This window comes from Chitinophaga sp. (genome assembly GCF_019236475.1).
Taxonomy (GTDB): Bacteria; Bacteroidota; Bacteroidia; order Chitinophagales; family Chitinophagaceae; genus Chitinophaga.
The window spans coordinates 58827-75790 of the sequence record NZ_JAFAIX010000010.1; the positions used below are offsets into that span (position 1 = coordinate 58827).

Here is a 16964-nt window from a genome sequence, read left to right on the forward strand (position 1 = left end):
AGCCAGCATGAATACACATTGGAAGCACATGGTGTCAGCAGAGGAATTTAAGCAGCAATATGGTCATTTCTATGCCAATGAATCGGAAATGAAAGAAGGCTATAGCAAGTATGTATTACAGCGTAGCAAAGAGATACGGGCGACAGATCACTGGCAAACCGCGTCTCCCCAACATCTGCAAAAGGAAAGCATCCGCTTTTATCATAACTATTTTCATATACGCCCTGAACTACCAGGACAAATCTACTGGCTCATACGACCAGAAAAAGACCCCGCTTCCTGGGGAAGTTTACTGGGTAACCCCAACGGCTATACGCTTCAAACGGGCTGGTGTAGGTTAATGGAAAACCGATTTTCCGTAACACTGGACAATGCATTGGGAGATCGTTGTTGCCATTTGTTTTCAATGGCTATCAACAACGCCATAGCGCCTATACCAGGAACAGGAAAAATGGAAGGTACCAAATATGACTTAGGAAGTTGTTGGGATGGAGTGACACGATTAGTGACGAAACGAGCGCCGGAGATGGATTCCCAACCAGGAAGGGTAGTACAGTTAATCACACTGCTGATGGATTATAGCGCATCTGGCAACAAAGATTTTTTATTAGCATCAGCAAAGCTATAATACCGCACTGCCACTGCGGATGTCCTTCGGATTCTGTCCACTGTACTTTTTTACAAACTTATTGAAATGGCTGACATCCGTAAACCCAAAGTCGTGGCTGATTTCCTTTAATAAGTCGCGACTATGTTTTAACCTGGCCTGGATCAGTTTGAATTTGTACTGTGAAATATATTCCTTCAATGAAATGCCCATTTCCCGCCGAAATAACATGCCCAAGTAGCTGGCAGATAAATGAAATTTCCCGGCAATATACGTACTGCTTAACGCCTCCGGCGATTGAATATGTGCATGTATATGATGCATAATGCCAATGGAGAGGTTGTCCGTGGAGAGGCCCGTTCCGCCAGTATCTCCGAAGATATTCCGTTTCAAGATCACCAGTACCCCTCGCAGCAGGTGTACCATTAATTCATTGGCTTGCTGATCGGACTCCTCCCATTCTCGGATAATCATGCGGAACAATTGCTCCACTTTTTTCAGTTCTTTTTTAATCAGAATAATGGCAGACACTTCTTCATTGTTCACAATCAGTTCATCCATGAGTAGGTTCCAATCTCGTCGCTCTTTGCTTTCCGTATCCCCACTAAGGTAGATAGGAAGAAATTTTATCACGCTGAACTCTGTCTCTTCATGCACCACAAACTTATGTTGATCCTGCGGCGCCAGGAGGAATAAGGCTTTATCACTGTACTCCGTGCGGGCATTGTTCAGTACATGCATCCCTTTACCAGCATGTATAAACACCAACTCGTAATGGTTGTGATTATGCGTAGGGAAGGGCCATTGTCCGGTGGTGAAATGGCGGATGAAAATCGGGTCAAACTGCACATAGCGCTCCATAATCGTTTTTTACAAATTTATAATCAAATATTACAAATTCCACCCACCAGGGCGGACTAGTTTTGCAAATAAAAAAAGACAATGGAATTAGCGCTTGGGAGGAAAGAAGCCCTGGGAATACCTGTGATGGTGGCATCTGCAGGGATTATTGTGGCCAATCTCTATTATAATCAGCCCATCTTACACAATATAGCACAATCTATTCATGCGTCTGAAAGCAGTATTGGGAAAATGTCGATGATGGCGCAACTAGGATATGGCCTCGGCATGTTATTCTTGGTGCCCTTGGGGGATAAAATGAACTGAAAAAATCTCATCATCAGTACGAGTATACTGTTGGCAGTCACCTTACTACTCACCACTACGGCGCATACCGCCAATGCCTGAGTTTCTTCACATTCGGTGTTTTCTGTTCTTTCTGGACTACCCTTACTTTCCATTTAAGTGAAGCGCCCACCTGGCAAATGCTTGTCTGGAGTATCATTGCACTGGTGATTGTATTTATTTCCCAACGAAATAGCAGAAAAAACGATACTGTATTAAAAGGCCGAAATTGACGTCGCAGAAGTCAATTTCAGCCTTTTATCTTTTTTGTTGTCCATGCCCAACGGGCAAGGACAACAAATTGGAGCACAATGGGTTTATTCAGATAAGATTTCTACTTCTTCAGGCACTACAAACAATAGGGTAGCGCCATTAGGACTATACACGGCATGCTTGAACCCTGGCGGTGTATACAGGTAGTCGCCTTGTTGGAGGGTGGTACCTTCTACCAATGCTTCCCCTTCTAGTACAAAGATTTCTTCTCCGGCAGGATGGTTATGATAAGGATATTTTGCACCTGCGTCGAATTTCAGGAGAATTGTTTTGGAACGGCCACTCGCCTCATCATAGCGTAATGATTTAACATAAATGCCGTTATAGTTTACGCCTTTTTCGATCAATGGTTCCCAGGTAGTGTGGTTACTTTTGGTGATGTAGTGATGGATGTCTGTTTTCATAATATATGTTTTTTTAACGTTGTAATAAATAATCAAGGCTCCAGCGGGAAGTAGGAACAGAGGCCAATAAGAAGGATCCTGCACTGAAAGCCAACACGGAATAATCGAGTACTTCCTTCCAGCCAAAGGACCAGGCCATCGCGCAAGCAAAAAATAAGGTCAGTGTACCGGCGGCTACTGCTACTAAACTGGTTTTATATCCCAGTAATAGCAAGCATGCCAGTGTAGTTTCCAGGATGGTGGAACTAATGGCGATGGCGGGAATAGCCGTGGATGGCATAAACGAATTGACCTGCGCGGTGTATTTCAGAAAGGCATCCCATCCAGAAGATTGTTTGCCCCATAGGCCGGTTCTGCTGGCCACGGCCGACAGAAAACCTCCTGCCAGAGCCAGTCGCAATAAAAGTGAAGTAATAGCTGTATTAGAAATCATATGCTGGTATTATGTGTTTACCAGCACAAAATTGGGGCAAAAGGGAGGGCTAAAGAATAGACAATTATGGAAAACAGATGTAATTTTTAGGAAAGTCCATTTACTTCCCTGAAATGTTTGGGTGATACCTGGGTATGTTTCTTGAAGAAATTGGAAAAGTAATAGGGATCATTGAAGCCCAGTTTATAGGCTACCTCTTTAATGGTCAGATCTCCATAGAGTAATAATCGTTTCGCTTCTGCGGTTACCAGGCCGTAAATGACATTCTGCGCGGTTTTACCGGCATGCAGCCGGGCCTGCTCATTCAATTTGGCCTCAGTGGTATTGAGCATGCGTGCAAACTCCGCTACGGGGTAATCATGGATAAAATGATGGCGCACCGCCTCCAAAAAGCGCAAAAAGAGGGCAGAGGGCTTCCAGATTTCATCTCCTCGTTCCACCTTTGCCCGATTAATCCCCACGAGCAGCAATACGATCCTGCTGTGAATACTAGTAAGATATTGATAAGGCTGGGTTGTTAGCTCCGATTGTATCAGTGCCAACTGTTCCTGCATGAGGGCAGTATGTACAGCTATCACTTCATTCTGATCGAAATGGCAGAACAACCCATTATGAAAGATCAACTCAATATCTTGATCATCCTTACAGAAGAAATCGAGCGTAAACTCCAGTACATACCCCTCCGCGCCAGGCGCTGGTTCCAGGTGATGGTACTGCCCGGAAGTAATAGTAATCACTTCTCCAGCATGAAGTGGGTAGCGATTCCCGTCAATATGGGCAAGGATAGATTCCTTGGCGCAATAGACTAACAAATAACGCATCACCCTACGCGGAGTGGCTGCATCCTGTAACTGCTCGAATGTCCGGATTTCAATCATTCGCTAAAGATAAATTATTCTGGGAATGATAAAATATTGGCCTGTAATGCGTCCGCCAACTTCAGCACTTTTTCCGGTGTTTGTAGGGACTGTTCCAGGTCGGATATTTTCAGATTGTTGGCATTCGCTTTATAAAGGAACACTTTGAAAAAATACTGGTTGGCTTCCTGCACAAAATTCCGATTTTCATCTGCCTGGATGCTGGCTGCAAATTGCTCAATGGCACTCGTTAGGAGTTGCCACGTCTGCGGGAGTGATACCACCCAGTGGTGTACCTGATCCAATATCTGTCGGGCTTCCGGCTCCTGCAGGTAATCCAGCTTTTTCAACTGGTGACGAATCGCTTTGAACTCCATCTGTTTCCAGTTTCTGGAATAAAGCACAGGCAACTGCCACTTTTTTTGTTCCGCCCGCCAGTGATTTGCTAATCCATCTACCTGGTGAATGCGCATGCCAGGTAACTCGATGGCAGTGAGCTGCCGACCGTGACAACAGCCAGTGTCTATTCCCCAGCAATTCCCAGTGATTTCTACCTCGTTTACCACCCGATGACCGAAGATAACGGGCTTATCTCCTTTATAGTGCTGCATCCACTCCATGCTGTTGCCATAGGCTTTTTCCAGTTGCTTTTCGCCGGAGATAGTGCCACAGAGTACTTCTTCCCGTTGCTCTTCCAATGGCATGCCATCTAACAGGGAAGCATGTACGATAATGGCTTCTGGGGTAGTATAATAATATGGCAGTCCTTTTAACCACTCCAGGAATGCAGGGTAGGCCGTTCCAAATTGCAACTGTACAATTTCCTGCGAATAAGAAAGGATGCCTTGCAGGTGTTTTCGTTCATGGTTGCCCATTAAAACAACTGTGTTCGGGCGCTCACGAAGGTATTGGTATACTTCCAAGGATTTGTTGCCTCTGTCAACTATATCGCCCAGCGCTATCAGTAGGTCATTCGGTTGCAGGTGTAGTTTAGCTAGTAGTAGCATTAGTTCGTCGTAACATCCATGGATGTCCCCAACGATAATCGTTCGATTCATAGGTTTTACATTTTCATTTTGGGAGAATCCGGCCGCTAGATGCTGCTGTAGTATGGATTAACAAACATGACATTTTGGGTATGCCGGAATTATCACGAACGCAAATATCTGATTTTTCTTGGATATTTCACCCCATGAATCAAATTGCCGGTGTCTTTTGATAGTGGCCGGCCATTTCACATGGTTACCAGGAACATATGGGAACTCACGCAGGTACCCAGTACGGCCAAGGAAACAGGGCGATTGAGAACCTCTCTCCAAGTGGCCGATTTCCTGAAACTCATAAAACGTTAACGGCAAACCATGTATGCGAGTAAAGGGTGTCTCCATATTTGGGGACACCCTTTACTTTTTCAGGACAGCCTCGGACTAAAACCTTGCTGCTACCCCTATGTATAAGCTCCTGCCATCGGAAGGAATAATTCCAGGACCAGGATATTCATCTGTACGACGCGTGAAATAGGCTTTGTTGGCCAGGTTATTGACACCGGCTTTTAAAGTATATCGACTGATCTTATAAGTAGCGCTTACATCCATCACCGTATATGCGGGTATATATCCTGCGATAGGGTCTTCACTGAATTTCGCATTGGTAGCGTCGCCATAGGCATCGCCGACATTATTCAACTGGAAGGTGGCAGAGAAATGAGGATCACTGTAAATGAGACCTACACGATTAGTATATTTCACAGCCGCTTCCACGCGATTGTTTTTGAATTCCCCAGAGGTATATTTTGCATCTGTATAACCAAATGCGTCAAAGATACTGATACCCCTCCTGGAAGTAGGTTGCAGCCATTTCAGAATATTCAGTTCTACATAACTTTCTACACCTTTATGTACGCTGTTGGCCACATTGGTACGGAGTGTATAAGGATTCCCATTGGCATCATTGAGGAGTATCGTACCAATTCGATTATTATACGCGAGATAAAAAAGACCGAAATCAAAGTTCAGGAAATTTTTCACAGTACCCCTGTAACCTAAGTCGGCATTGAATCCGGAGGCATCTTTCATATGCGGATCAATCTTCGAGGTAATACCAATAGGCGTCAGTTGCGAGTAATCAACGGGGCGGTAAGCCTGGCTGATGTTTGCATACACATTGGTGTAACTGCTGGTTTTAAACTCGGCACCGATCCCGAACAAAGGGAAACTGCGAGATTTACTATCGTTGGTGTAAACCTTTGCACTGTCTGTAATATAGCCTTTTGCTGTATTTTTCAAATATTCCAATCGGAAACCTGGTGTGATAGATAATTTTTTCCCGATCCTGAAAATGTTCTCAACGAACGGCGCCACATTGGTAGTGGTAAAGTCCAGAGCATATGCATATTCTCCGTTTATATGAAGGTCGAAGTCGCTGCCAGTGCTGCCTTCTCCGCCACCTTGCCTTTTAAACCATGCGTAGCTATAACGTATACCGCCTGCAAGGGTGTTATTCATATTGCCCAGTTGGTAGTGATGCAGTAAACGCGCTTCTGTAGTGGTGTTATGCATTACTTCGTTCTGTACCTCTCGTGGAATGTATTGTCCTGTTGCAGGATTGATGGTGTCCAGTACGCCTGGGCCACCATCTTCATTTCTCCATACAAGGGCTCTGCTGCTAAACAGATAAGTGGTTTTTACATTCAATGTAGTGGCAGGAGATATATCGTAGTTCATATAGCCGCTGACAACATTCCAAGGACTTTTCAGCCAGTTACGCGCACGGAAGGACGCACGTGGATCAGCATGAAACATGCTGTCGTTTAGGCCTCCCGGCATTTTGATGCGGTTTCGTAAAAGGGAATATTCCACCCCCACCTGTAGTTTGTCAGATGCATTATATTGTACTTTGCCGTAGCCTGTAAACTGCTGTTGGTGGCTATTAGGGCGATATCCATCCAAGGTGCGGTATTGAAGAAAGCTATAGTAACTCCACTTTTTAATGGTACCTGCAAATGAATGAAAGGAATTGAAAAGGCCAAAACTACCTGCTGTTTGTGAGGTGTAGTATTCAAAAGGCTTATCAGTAGGAGGTGTATGCAAAATATAATTAACTAATCCTCCAAACTGTGAACCAAACTGAAGCGAAGCCGCGCCTCTTACCATTTCTATCCGACTTACAGCCTCCATTGGCGGCAGGTAATAGGCTTCGTTATAACCGTAAATATCTGCGGAGATATTGTAGCCATTTTGCCGGGTATTCATCTCTATGCTCTGCGTAGGGTTAAGTCCACGTGTAGCGATACCATTGGCAGTAAACCCACCGGTTTCGGTTTCTGTGATGTTTAATCCGGGTATACGTCCTAGTATCTGACGGGTATTGTTAATGGCCTTATTGGCATCCAGGCTGTCTACCGCTATCACTTCATTCTTTTTGCCTGCATATATAACACCATCACTCTCTTCCGGTAGATGGCCCGTTCCCCGAACAGTGCGAATACCTTTCACCCTGATATCTTTCAGGAAATAAATTCTGGTTGAGTCCGAATGCCGTTGTGCGGAAGCCAGCACTGGCAATAAAAGAAAAGGAAGTCCCGACAATAATTTGCGCATAAATATCTGATGTGATGCAAATGTCGATTGGCTACCAGTGTGTGATTGCTCCAATCGGGAAATTGACTTACGCGATCGGGAAAATTATCAAGCAATATTAAAACTAGCTTAAAATAGAATTAAAATGAAGGTAAAAATGGGGCTATTGGCGGAATGTGGCAGCGTACATCTTCCCAGATCTAAACACGGAAGGCCGATCGCCCAAATAGATGGATTGTCCAAATCCTACCTGCTGCATCAAACGAGTAAGTGCTTGGAAGGGGATAGGATAGGGGACCCAAGGATTGGCCTGATCGGTTTCATACTCCACAATGATAAAAATAGCAGTTGGTTCCATATGCGTTTTCAACTGTCGCACCAGAGATTTTTTATCAGCTACATAATGCAAGGAATTGGCCATTAGGATACCTGATAATCCACCCATGGAAAGTGGCTGCTGCACAAAATCCTGCTGCATTGGAATAATCTGAATGTCTGACGGTATAGGATATACGATTTTTTCAGGAGGGTGGATATCAATAGCATAAATCGTACTGCCAGCAGGTAACAACTGTGCGAGCGCAGCACTGAATAAACCGCTCCCAGCGCCAAGATCCGCCCAGGTTCCTCCCGGCAACCCGGCTTGTGCAATCAATGACTGTGCTTCCGTTATTTTCATAAAGTAATTTACAAAGAATCCGATAGATGCCATAGACCGCTTCCTATAGGATAATTTGTTATTTTGTGCAGGATGAAAACTTTTGCTTTTAAATTTCAGAATGCCAGGAAAATATTGCTGTACCTGTTGTTGACCATCCTCAGTCCAATAGTGGGTCTGACAATATTAATTGTATTAGATAGTACCTCCACCACTGCTTTCTTGCTGGCAACCTTGTTGCCATTGGCGATTGGAGTCTACCTAATGTTCCGAAACGGAAAAGCAGAAGATACCATTACCTTGGATAGTTCAGGCTTTACTTCTACTTATCACGGGCGTATTAATTTGGATGATATAGACCAAATCATACACCTGAAATGGTATCAGCGTAATCCTCCATCTATGAGTCTGCGCCTGAAATCCGGCCAGAAAATCAGTTGGTGGCTCACTTACAATAGCAATGTTTTTAACAGTAGGGAGGATGCAGTCACCTTTGCCGAATTTACCGCTGCCCTGCAAACTAAGCTAGATACACGTTATGCCAAAAAGCTGCACAGCAAAATACCATCTACATACGAAGATCCTGCCATACAATTAAAACGCGAAGGCGAAAAGAACAAAAATGCTGCCATCTGGACGGTCCCTCTCAGCTTTGCTATTGCCCTGATTGGTCTTGTTAAAGCCTGCGGCAAAGACTGGATAAAGGATCGTGGTCCGAACTTCAGTCAATTTACTGCCATGCAGGCGGATAAATTTGATAAGAATATCCAGGTGGCCAAATTAATGGTGGATTCTATGTCCAAGGCACAGGGGGCGGTTTATTTGTATAGCAATGATACAGGAGCTATTATAAAGCTGTTGCCGAACATATCAGTGAGCGAACCAACTAGTATCAAGCTTTTCGAACTCACCGCTAATAATGAGCAACTGGATAAATTTATTGAACATCCTGATTCCTTCCAACTGAAGATGATCATTTGGGGTGGAGATAGTGTCATGAGAAGTATGAGTAAAAGCATCATGAATTATGATGATAGCGCCGCGATAAACCTATTTATTCGTTGTTATGACCCCAAACACCTAATAAATCCTCCAGGCAGCACACGGGGCCAAACCATTGATTCTTCCACCGCCAAACCCTTTGATATGACCACTGGCATTCCGTTATACGACACGCTGCAACCGGGTAAAGCCATATCAAGGGCCTATCCTGGCATGAATATTATGCTTGCACAGGTAAACCATAGCCCTTCTTTTCGTATATACTTAGCCGGTAGGCAACAAGATGGCATTTCTGCTGCATTATTTCAAAAGAGCGTATATGCGCTGAATAAGCAGTTTGCTGCGGTGGGCGTGGATACAACGCGATTTATGATGCGAACTTTCTATGATAAATAAAAAAATCCGTGAGCTGGAGGCTCACGGATTTTTTTGAGGATTCGTTTTATTTACTAGTTACTTGTTGTAATAATTTTTCTGCTACTGCAATAGAAGACGCTGGGTTCTGGCCTGTAATCAGGAGCCCGTCCTGTAAGGAAAAGGATTGCCAATCGGGGCCACTCTGATAATGCGCTCCTTTAGACTTCAGCATATCTTCCAGCAAGAAAGGCACTACGGTAGTCAGTTTTACACCAGCTTCTTCACTGTTACTGAAGCCCGTTACATTTTTACCTTTAACAAAGGGTGCTCCATTGCCGTCTACTACGTGTTGTAGTGCTACAGGTGCATGGCATACCAATGCCGCTGGTTTGTTACTGTGCAGGAATGCACCAATGAGCGCGGCAGAGGTTTTATCTTCTGCCAAATCCCACATGGGGCCGTGGCCGCCAGGATAAAACACCGCGTCATAATCTTCCGATTTTACGGTAGAAAGTGCCACGGTATGTGCTAATCTTTCTTGGGTTGCAGGATCGCTATAATACCTTTTGGTAGCTTCCGTTTGTGCGTTTGGATCTGTACTCTTAGGGTCGATGGGAGCAGCGCCGCCAGCAGGGGAGGCGATGGTAATATCCACGCCCTTATCATGCAAGAAGTAGTACGGTGCTGCAAATTCTTCGATCCAGATACCAGTTTTTTCACCGGTATTGCCGAGATCGGAATGGGAAGTAACTACGAAGAGTATTTTCTTCCCCTTACTTTGATGGGTGTTATTTGTATTCATCTGTGAGAAACCTTTAAATGTTGAAAGAATAATAAGGGTAGTAAACACTAACTTGGATAGGATGTTCATTGCTGATCTTTGTTTTTAGACTACAAAGGTCAGCCAGTTATAGATTTCAGCACAGGAGGTATGTCACAATATGGATGTGACCTGTATCACATTTCTTTGTTTTTGGTGTAGAGCCGACTGAGCGTTTCCCTACTAACGCCAAGGAATGCCGCCAGGTCTTGTTTAGGCACTACCTGGAATAATTCAGGATACTGCCGGAGCAATTGCTCATAACGGTCTTTGGCACTACCTGTAAGCATGGATAAGATGCGTCGTTGTAAGCCAATATAGCCGTAAGCGTTCTTTATGCGAAAGAAATGCTCCATCTTATGCATCTCTGTACAGAGGCGTTCTTTGTCTTCCCGGGTGATGCATAGCACTTGCGTTGGAACTACAGCTTCTAAAAACATGCTAGACGGACTTTGCGTAATCAGTGCCTGGTAATCGCTAATCCACCAGTCTGGTAAGGCGAATTGCATGATATGGGGCTTATCCTCACGGTCTAGCACATACGATTTTAAACAACCCTTTACTACAAAATACTCTTGAGTAACCGCATCTCCTTCCTGCAACAGGAACTGCTTCTTCATAATCCGCCTGCTGCGAAAGAATTGTAAAATGTATTCAAATTCCTTATCTTCTAGTGTAATTAACTTTTCGAAATGGTCCCGTAGAAATTGCATGGCTGCTAATTGAATGCACTGTAAAGATAGGCATAAACCATCAGCGGACTCGTTTGTTAATGCTTTAAAAGAAATTGTTATGGCACAAACCCAACCTTGGCCCGTATTGAATTATACCGCCTGGAAAGATACCCTCGCTACTTTGCATCTCTGGACGCAGATTGTAGGCAAAATCAGGTTACGTAAAATGCCCTGGCTAAATCATTCCTGGCATGTTACCCTTTATGTGAACCCCGAAGGATTGGGTACTGGCAGTATGCCATATCAACATGGTATTTTCAGCATCGATTTTAATTTCGTGGAACATGCGTTAGTGGTGGTCACTAGTGCGGGCGGTAAGGAGAAGCTGCCACTGAAACCAATGACGGTGGCCGATTTCTACCAAAAATTGTTTGAGTTACTCTATCAAATGGATATTGATGTTTCCATCACAGATATGCCTAGTGAAATTCCAGGCGCCATTCCTTTTAGTTCTGATACGGTCCATCATGCTTATGATGCTGCTCAGGTGCGGGATTTCTGGTCTGCCATGGTCCAGGTGCATTCGGTGTTTACCCGTTTCCGTACCGGTTTTATCGGGAAGGCAAGTCCAGTGCATTTCTTCTGGGGCGCATTTGATATGGCAGTTACCCGCTTTTCAGGTAGAAGAGCGCCCGCTCATAACGGACAAATGCCGAATATGCCTAAACTAGTGATGCAAGAGGCTTACTCTCATGAAGTCAGCTCCTGTGGCTTCTGGCTGGGCAGTGACCAATATCCGCATGCCGTTTTCTATTCCTATTGTTACCCAACGCCAGATGACTTTTCTCAACAACCCATTAAGCCCGCTGCTGCATTCTTTAGCCAGGAAATGGGTGAGTTTATGCTGAACTACGAGGATGTCCAGCAAAGTGAAGATCCTGCGGCTACACTACTGGACTTTCTCAGAACTACTTACGAAGCAGCCGCCAATACCGCCAATTGGGATCGCCGACAACTGGAGTGCGACTTGTCCCTCTATGAAAATACATACGGTTGTTACAAAGAGTCTTGAGTCTCCCTAAAAAATATTTGGAAGAAAAATCATTCTATTATACATTTACGTAACCAGTTACGAAATAGTATACATAATGGAAAATTTCTTCGATCATATTGGCAAAATGGCCATAGGCAGTAGATTGCGATTCCTGACGGATAAAATTACTGCAGATGCGGCGCAGATATATGCGCTCTTTGGGGTAGACCTCCAACCGAAATGGTTCCCGGTATTTTACGTGCTCTCCCAAAAAGAAGAAGAAACCATTACGGCGATTGCCCGCGAAATAGGACATAGCCACGTGTCTGTCAGTAAAATAGTCAAGGAGATGATCAAGAAAGGGCTGGTGAAGGAGAAGAAGGATAAGGAAGACGGACGTCGGACATTGGTGAGTCTTACTGCAAAAGGCAAAGCCACAGCAGAAAATATTCAACAGCAATATATAGACGTGAACAATGCGATAGAAGAACTGATGGCCCAAACAAAACATGACCTCTGGAAAGCCATCGGAGAATGGGAATACTTGCTGGAACAACGTTCCCTGCTGCGCAGAGTGCAGGAACAAAAGAAATTAAGGGAAAGCAAAGAGGTCCAGATCGTGGCATACACGCCTGCATATCAAAAGGCTTTCCGCGACCTCAATGAGGAATGGATCAGCCACTGGTTCAAAATGGAAGAAGCAGATTATAAGGCCTTGGATAACCCGCAAGGATATATCCTCGATAAAGGTGGACATATCCTAGTGGCATTGCTTCATGGCGAGCCAGTAGGGGTTTGCGCCCTCATCAAAATGCATGATCCAGATTATGATTATGAACTGGCGAAGATGGCAGTATCACCCGCTGCACGTGGCAAAAACATCGGCTGGCTACTAGGCAGTGCTATCGCTGAAAAAGCAAAGGTATTAGGCGCGAAGAAACTCTACCTGGAAAGCAATACCATCTTGAAACCCGCTATCAGCCTATATGAAAAGCTGGGCTTTCGAAAAGTGGCGGCTCGCAATTCGCCCTATGAACGTGCTAATATTCAGATGGAGCTAGTGTTGTAAGGCATATTATTCCCAAAGTGGTATAAGCAGCAAAGACCCGCAGCATGCTGTCTGGTTGATTGTTAAGATAATATGTTATGTTGATTGTTAAATAATATGTTATTGACATAATTTCGCATCTTTGCTGCTTATACTGCATTGCGAGCAAAATACCTTTTGCAACCTTTTCTGGCGTAAATGCAGGCCAAATATATCTGCACCTATGAAGGGAAATAATATCATCCAACTGCCATTCCACTTTGATGTTTCAAAACTACAGGCGGACCTCATCAATTGTGAACAAGCCACTTGGCAACTGCATTTCAATACTCGTGATTATGATGGCGAATGGACGGCCGTAGCCCTGCGCTCCGGAACCGGCCATGATGCAGACATCTACGCGCATCCTTCTGCTGAATACCAAGATACCGATTTGCTGGATGCATGCCCTTATTTCCGGGAAGTGATCAATACTTTCAAATGCCCCTTGGATGGTGTTCGCCTGCTAAAACTCGAAAGCGGCAGCGTTATCAAACCGCACTGCGACTTAGATGGCGCCTATGAAGATGGATTTGTACGTATACACATCCCCGTTATTACACATCCCGATGTGGTATTCATGGTAGACGGCGAAAGGGTAAACATGCAACCAGGACAATGCTGGTATGCCAATTTCAGCAAGCGGCACAGTGTGGAGAATCTCAGTCCGATAGATAGGGTGCACCTGGTGATTGACGCGCGCCGCAATGAGTGGACGGATGAACTGTTCCTACAAGCAGGATATGATTTTCACACGGAGAAAGTGGCTGGTAAACTGGATCGCGGCACTACACTGCTCGTCATCGCAGAACTAGAACGTAATAATAACCCCGCCAATCAAGCCCTGATCGCACAACTGAAAGCTTCCCTTTAATGATGTACTTACTCAACAATTCTATTCCATACCAAGCCATACTCAGCGGTCCCGCGATGCGATTTGAGTGGTTGGATGCAGCACAACACCGGTTTACACAACCCTTCTTTCATAATACTATCCAGGAGCTGAAAAAGCTGCAATCACCTGGTTTTCGCAACTTCAGTTGCATCAGTACTGCGGAAGATATTATCCACTGGGCATCGGATCTACCTACACCCGCTCCGGCTGCGATCATTTTTCATGTGTCCCGCTGTGGCTCCACTACGATTTCTCAAATGCTGGCGGAAGATGAGCGCAATGTTATCCTCTCTGAAGTGGGTGTACTGGATGATGTACTCCGCCTCCCTTTTATACCGGAGATTACAGCGGCCCCGCCAAGAGAACAGTTGTTCAAGTCATTGATCGCCATACTGTCCAGGCCCCGTACAAGTGAAGCACAACGGGTTTTCGTCAAACTAGACAGTTGGCATTTATTCTTCTATGAGGAACTGCGGCAATGGTTTCCCAACACGCCGTTTATGCTGCTATACCGCCATCCGGCAGAGGTGGTCCGCTCCCAAATGAAACAACACGGTATGCATTTTACACGGGGCTTGATTCCTGCGGAATGGTTAGGATGTTCCTGGGAGGAACTTCCAGCGCAGAACCCGGAGTACATCTCTTTTCTAATTGATCGCTACCTACAGAAAATGGCGTATATCCATGCTCGTGATACAAATACTTTTCTCGTAGATTATAAGGATGGTAATGAATCGATGCTGGAAAAACTGCTGTTACATACGCAATATCAGCCGGCGCTACCCTTGAAACAACAGATGCTGCAACGTGCGGACAGGCATGGGAAATACCCTGATCAGGCATTTGAGCCGGAACCACAAATCAAGGAAATACCAGATTATCTGCTGCAAGCCTGCAACAGTTATGAATTATTACAAACTAGCAAGGATATACGAAGATAATCGCTGTACGGAATTTTCAATAGCTTCCTCATGGGTATGTATGATCAGTTGGGGAGACACGGGTTCTTCATACGGATCATTCACTCCCGTGAGGTTGTGGAGTTTTTCAGGATGGCCATCAGGCAGCATCGCACGGTGATATAAGCCTTTGGTATCTCTTTGCAACAGCACATTCAGCGGACAATGAATCCACACCGTATGCGCACCATATGTACTGGCCGCCCATGCTCTCATGGCCTCATATGGGTGAATAACAGAGAGTAGTGTGATAATACCATCCTTTGTTTTTTCTGCTGCCAGTGCAGAGAGACGGCGGATATTTTCGTACCGGTCTTCCCGGGAGAACCCCAGATCCTTGCATAGTGTTTGGCGGTATACGTCGCCGTCGATTACTTCCACTGTATACCCTTGTTGGCTTAGCTGCTGCTGGACGGCAGTGGCAATCGTAGTTTTCCCGGCGCCGGATAACCCGGTTAGCTGAATAAAGCGCATAATCAATTAGTTGGATGGCCCTGCAAAAATATCATTTACCGCCAGTTTATCTTGAACAAAATAATACGGGAAGAAAGGCGGTCTTAACTTAATTTCCTGTTACAAAACAGGAACATGAAATACAGCTATCTACTCCTTACCATGTTGACTGCCTGTACCTCCACAGTTTCAGCCCAACAACCCGTTACAACACCCACTCCGGAAGAGGTAATCATCACCCCTACGAATCGTCTGAAAGGAAAGGATTCCACGCTGCGGCAACAAGTGGTGGAGTGGAGTCGTAAGGAACTGGTCAGTAAAGATTACCAACATGTAAAAGCGCATCCCTCTGCAGCTTGGTTTCCGGGTGCAGTGAAGCCGGGGGCAGAACATATTACCCGTACCCTACATATCGATCATAAACAGGTAAACAAAAGTGACTGGGCCGTTATCCGGAAACTGGAATCCGGTGCGCCTTCGGAGGCTACACTGTATACTACAGGCCTTTATGCAGCTCCGGGAGAAGTGGTGGAATTCACGATCCCCGCCAACATGACGAATGGAATGGTTACCGTTCAAATCGGCGCCCACTCGGATGATCTAGGCTACTGGGTGGCAGGAGGAGAGGACTGGCGCAGAATGCCCGAGGTTGTAAAGATCATAACACTAAAGGAAACGACTACACGAATAGCAAGTCCCTTCGGTGGATTAATTTATATTTCCACTTTACCAGTGGTGAATGATTGGTCCGCGGATGTGACGATTAAAGGAGCGATTACCGCTCCACAATTCGTTTTAGGTAAAACTACTAAGGAAGAATGGCTACAACAGTTGAAGAATAATAAAGCGCCCTGGGGCGAAATGGGCACAGACCGTATTATCCTCACCCTACCAGATTCCGTGATGCAACAGGTAACTGATCCGGAAAAAGTGATGAAAATATGGGATCGTATCATCGGTGGAATCATGGAATTGGCCCAATATCCGCAACCCGTATACCGCCCACAACGTATGGTGATAGACGAGCATATGGGAGGCGGATATATGCATTCGGGCTACCCGATAATGGTGCACCATTCTCCATCCACTGGTATGCTCTCTGCGAATATCATTGTAAACCCTGAAAAACTGTTGGTGCCTAGTGAAGGCGGTGCCAACTGGGGATTCTTCCATGAAATAGGACATAATATGCAAAGCAGCGATTGGTCATTCGAAGGGACTGGGGAAGTAGGTTGTAATTTCTTTGCCCTCTACTGCTTCGACCGACTCACAGGCGGCCGCAATGGCGCACACGAAGAGGTGTCCAATAAAAGAACGATGGAAATGATGCAACAGTATTTTGCCAAGGGAGCTGATTTCGAAAAATGGAAGCAGGACCCTTTCCTGGCCTTGATCCTCTTCCGCCAATTACAGGAAGGCTTTGGCTGGGAAGCCTTCAAAACATTCTTCCGCAATTGCCAGACCCTTGCAAAGCAAGACCCTACAGGTAGCTACGCTAAAACAGAAGAGCAGAAAAGAGACTTATGGGCAAGAGAATTTTCAAAAATTGCCGGCCGCAACCTAGCGCCATTCTTTGAATACTGGGGTGTTCCTATCAGCAGCAGTGTGAAAGAAGAACTGAAATCGCTGCCGGGATGGATGCCTTATAACGTTCCCCCGTTACCGTAATAAATAGCTGAAATGTTTGAA

19 protein-coding genes are annotated in these 16964 nt (G+C 45.2%); 8 read left to right on the forward strand and 11 right to left on the reverse strand.

Translation table 11 applies throughout. The features are described from left to right. Positions 1 to 7 precede the first annotated feature (7 nt). The gene (locus JO154_RS13805; RefSeq protein ID WP_291946423.1) at positions 8 to 628 is read left to right on the forward strand and encodes a hypothetical protein; all 621 of its coding nucleotides are present in this window, start codon (positions 8 to 10) and stop codon (positions 626 to 628) included. Here the strand turns inward: JO154_RS13805 and JO154_RS13810 are convergent. Beyond that, complete coding sequence (locus tag JO154_RS13810) at positions 623 to 1468, reverse strand: AraC family transcriptional regulator (RefSeq protein ID WP_291946425.1); 846 nt, start codon at positions 1466 to 1468, stop codon at positions 623 to 625. The two genes, JO154_RS13805 and JO154_RS13810, sit on opposite strands and share 6 nt — an antisense overlap. 81 nt (positions 1469 to 1549) lie before the next feature. Between JO154_RS13810 and JO154_RS13815 the strand changes: the two genes are divergently transcribed. Further along, a complete protein-coding gene (locus JO154_RS13815; RefSeq protein ID WP_291946427.1) occupies positions 1550 to 1774 on the forward strand; it encodes a hypothetical protein in 225 nt (74 codons plus the stop codon). A 55-nt stretch (positions 1775 to 1829) separates the two neighbouring features. Here JO154_RS13815 and JO154_RS13820 read toward each other — a convergent pair whose 3' ends face one another. The 7 genes from JO154_RS13820 to JO154_RS13850 form a co-directional block, all read right to left on the reverse strand. Beyond that, positions 1830 to 1952 (reverse strand): hypothetical protein, encoded by a 123-nt coding sequence (locus JO154_RS13820; RefSeq protein WP_291946429.1) that lies wholly within the window; start codon positions 1950 to 1952, stop codon positions 1830 to 1832. A gap of 157 nt (positions 1953 to 2109) precedes the next feature. Then, positions 2110 to 2469: a cupin domain-containing protein gene (locus JO154_RS13825; protein ID WP_291946431.1), complete on the reverse strand. Its 360-nt coding sequence runs from the start codon at positions 2467 to 2469 to the stop codon at positions 2110 to 2112. Between the two features lie 13 nt (positions 2470 to 2482). Then, a complete protein-coding gene (locus tag JO154_RS13830; RefSeq protein ID WP_291946433.1) occupies positions 2483 to 2902 on the reverse strand; it encodes a DoxX protein in 420 nt (139 codons plus the stop codon). Between the two features lie 86 nt (positions 2903 to 2988). Beyond that, positions 2989 to 3780 carry an AraC family transcriptional regulator gene (locus JO154_RS13835; protein WP_291946435.1) on the reverse strand — a complete coding sequence of 264 codons (792 nt, stop codon included), beginning with the start codon at positions 3778 to 3780 and terminating at the stop codon, positions 2989 to 2991. A 14-nt stretch (positions 3781 to 3794) separates the two neighbouring features. Next, positions 3795 to 4817 carry a metallophosphoesterase gene (locus tag JO154_RS13840; protein WP_291946437.1) on the reverse strand — a complete coding sequence of 341 codons (1023 nt, stop codon included), beginning with the start codon at positions 4815 to 4817 and terminating at the stop codon, positions 3795 to 3797. A gap of 369 nt (positions 4818 to 5186) precedes the next feature. Then, positions 5187 to 7358, reverse strand: a complete 2172-nt coding sequence (locus JO154_RS13845; RefSeq protein WP_291946439.1) for a TonB-dependent receptor — start codon at positions 7356 to 7358, stop codon at positions 5187 to 5189. Between the two features lie 142 nt (positions 7359 to 7500). Then, positions 7501 to 8016 carry a methyltransferase domain-containing protein gene (locus JO154_RS13850; RefSeq protein ID WP_291946441.1) on the reverse strand — a complete coding sequence of 172 codons (516 nt, stop codon included), beginning with the start codon at positions 8014 to 8016 and terminating at the stop codon, positions 7501 to 7503. 72 nt (positions 8017 to 8088) lie between these two features. Between JO154_RS13850 and JO154_RS13855 the strand changes: the two genes are divergently transcribed. After that, positions 8089 to 9393, forward strand: coding sequence for a hypothetical protein (locus JO154_RS13855; protein WP_291946443.1), 1305 nt, complete (start codon positions 8089 to 8091; stop codon positions 9391 to 9393). A 46-nt stretch (positions 9394 to 9439) separates the two neighbouring features. Here JO154_RS13855 and JO154_RS13860 read toward each other — a convergent pair whose 3' ends face one another. Further along, positions 9440 to 10156 carry a type 1 glutamine amidotransferase domain-containing protein gene (locus JO154_RS13860; RefSeq protein ID WP_291946450.1) on the reverse strand — a complete coding sequence of 239 codons (717 nt, stop codon included), beginning with the start codon at positions 10154 to 10156 and terminating at the stop codon, positions 9440 to 9442. 155 nt (positions 10157 to 10311) lie between these two features. Further along, on the reverse strand, positions 10312 to 10794 hold the full coding sequence (locus tag JO154_RS13865; protein WP_291946452.1) for a Crp/Fnr family transcriptional regulator: 483 nt from the start codon (positions 10792 to 10794) through the stop codon (positions 10312 to 10314). 172 nt (positions 10795 to 10966) lie between these two features. Here JO154_RS13865 and JO154_RS13870 point away from each other — a divergent pair, with 172 nt between their 5' ends. The 4 genes from JO154_RS13870 to JO154_RS13885 all read left to right on the forward strand — a co-directional run bounded on the left by JO154_RS13870 (position 10967) and on the right by JO154_RS13885 (position 14804). After that, entirely contained in the window at positions 10967 to 11920 is a 954-nt protein-coding gene (locus JO154_RS13870; protein ID WP_291946454.1) for a DUF5996 family protein, read from the forward strand. A gap of 76 nt (positions 11921 to 11996) precedes the next feature. After that, a complete protein-coding gene (locus JO154_RS13875) occupies positions 11997 to 12950 on the forward strand; it encodes a GNAT family N-acetyltransferase (RefSeq protein WP_291946456.1) in 954 nt (317 codons plus the stop codon). A gap of 202 nt (positions 12951 to 13152) precedes the next feature. After that, positions 13153 to 13842: an aspartyl/asparaginyl beta-hydroxylase domain-containing protein gene (locus JO154_RS13880; protein WP_291946458.1), complete on the forward strand. Its 690-nt coding sequence runs from the start codon at positions 13153 to 13155 to the stop codon at positions 13840 to 13842. After that, positions 13842 to 14804, forward strand: a complete 963-nt coding sequence (locus JO154_RS13885; RefSeq protein WP_291946460.1) for a hypothetical protein — start codon at positions 13842 to 13844, stop codon at positions 14802 to 14804. Before JO154_RS13880 ends, JO154_RS13885 begins: the two co-directional genes overlap by 1 nt. On the opposite strand, the gene cysC is transcribed toward JO154_RS13885, so the two are convergent. Then, the gene (gene cysC, locus JO154_RS13890; RefSeq protein ID WP_291946462.1) at positions 14775 to 15296 is read right to left on the reverse strand and encodes an adenylyl-sulfate kinase; all 522 of its coding nucleotides are present in this window, start codon (positions 15294 to 15296) and stop codon (positions 14775 to 14777) included. The two genes, JO154_RS13885 and cysC, sit on opposite strands and share 30 nt — an antisense overlap. 114 nt (positions 15297 to 15410) lie before the next feature. Between cysC and JO154_RS13895 the strand changes: the two genes are divergently transcribed. Beyond that, the gene (locus tag JO154_RS13895) at positions 15411 to 16943 is read left to right on the forward strand and encodes a M60 family metallopeptidase (RefSeq protein ID WP_291946464.1); all 1533 of its coding nucleotides are present in this window, start codon (positions 15411 to 15413) and stop codon (positions 16941 to 16943) included. Positions 16944 to 16964: the final 21 nt, after the last annotated feature.

Excerpts from the sequence above, each read along its gene's own strand:
- JO154_RS13805 (WP_291946423.1), top strand. The coding sequence starts at position 8 with ATGAATACACATTGGAAGCACATGGTGTCAGCAGAGGAATTTAAGCAG.
- JO154_RS13810 (WP_291946425.1), bottom strand. The coding sequence starts at position 1,468 with ATGGAGCGCTATGTGCAGTTTGACCCGATTTTCATCCGCCATTTCACC.
- JO154_RS13815 (WP_291946427.1), top strand. The coding sequence starts at position 1,550 with ATGGAATTAGCGCTTGGGAGGAAAGAAGCCCTGGGAATACCTGTGATG.
- JO154_RS13820 (WP_291946429.1), bottom strand. The coding sequence starts at position 1,952 with ATGATACTCCAGACAAGCATTTGCCAGGTGGGCGCTTCACTTAAATGG.
- JO154_RS13825 (WP_291946431.1), bottom strand. The coding sequence starts at position 2,469 with ATGAAAACAGACATCCATCACTACATCACCAAAAGTAACCACACTACC.
- JO154_RS13830 (WP_291946433.1), bottom strand. The coding sequence starts at position 2,902 with ATGATTTCTAATACAGCTATTACTTCACTTTTATTGCGACTGGCTCTG.
- JO154_RS13835 (WP_291946435.1), bottom strand. The coding sequence starts at position 3,780 with ATGATTGAAATCCGGACATTCGAGCAGTTACAGGATGCAGCCACTCCG.
- JO154_RS13840 (WP_291946437.1), bottom strand. The coding sequence starts at position 4,817 with ATGAATCGAACGATTATCGTTGGGGACATCCATGGATGTTACGACGAA.
- JO154_RS13845 (WP_291946439.1), bottom strand. The coding sequence starts at position 7,358 with ATGCGCAAATTATTGTCGGGACTTCCTTTTCTTTTATTGCCAGTGCTG.
- JO154_RS13850 (WP_291946441.1), bottom strand. The coding sequence starts at position 8,016 with ATGAAAATAACGGAAGCACAGTCATTGATTGCACAAGCCGGGTTGCCG.
- JO154_RS13855 (WP_291946443.1), top strand. The coding sequence starts at position 8,089 with ATGAAAACTTTTGCTTTTAAATTTCAGAATGCCAGGAAAATATTGCTG.
- JO154_RS13860 (WP_291946450.1), bottom strand. The coding sequence starts at position 10,156 with ATGAATACAAATAACACCCATCAAAGTAAGGGGAAGAAAATACTCTTC.
- JO154_RS13865 (WP_291946452.1), bottom strand. The coding sequence starts at position 10,794 with ATGAAGAAGCAGTTCCTGTTGCAGGAAGGAGATGCGGTTACTCAAGAG.
- JO154_RS13870 (WP_291946454.1), top strand. The coding sequence starts at position 10,967 with ATGGCACAAACCCAACCTTGGCCCGTATTGAATTATACCGCCTGGAAA.
- JO154_RS13875 (WP_291946456.1), top strand. The coding sequence starts at position 11,997 with ATGGAAAATTTCTTCGATCATATTGGCAAAATGGCCATAGGCAGTAGA.
- JO154_RS13880 (WP_291946458.1), top strand. The coding sequence starts at position 13,153 with ATGAAGGGAAATAATATCATCCAACTGCCATTCCACTTTGATGTTTCA.
- JO154_RS13885 (WP_291946460.1), top strand. The coding sequence starts at position 13,842 with ATGATGTACTTACTCAACAATTCTATTCCATACCAAGCCATACTCAGC.
- cysC (WP_291946462.1), bottom strand. The coding sequence starts at position 15,296 with ATGCGCTTTATTCAGCTAACCGGGTTATCCGGCGCCGGGAAAACTACG.
- JO154_RS13895 (WP_291946464.1), top strand. The coding sequence starts at position 15,411 with ATGAAATACAGCTATCTACTCCTTACCATGTTGACTGCCTGTACCTCC.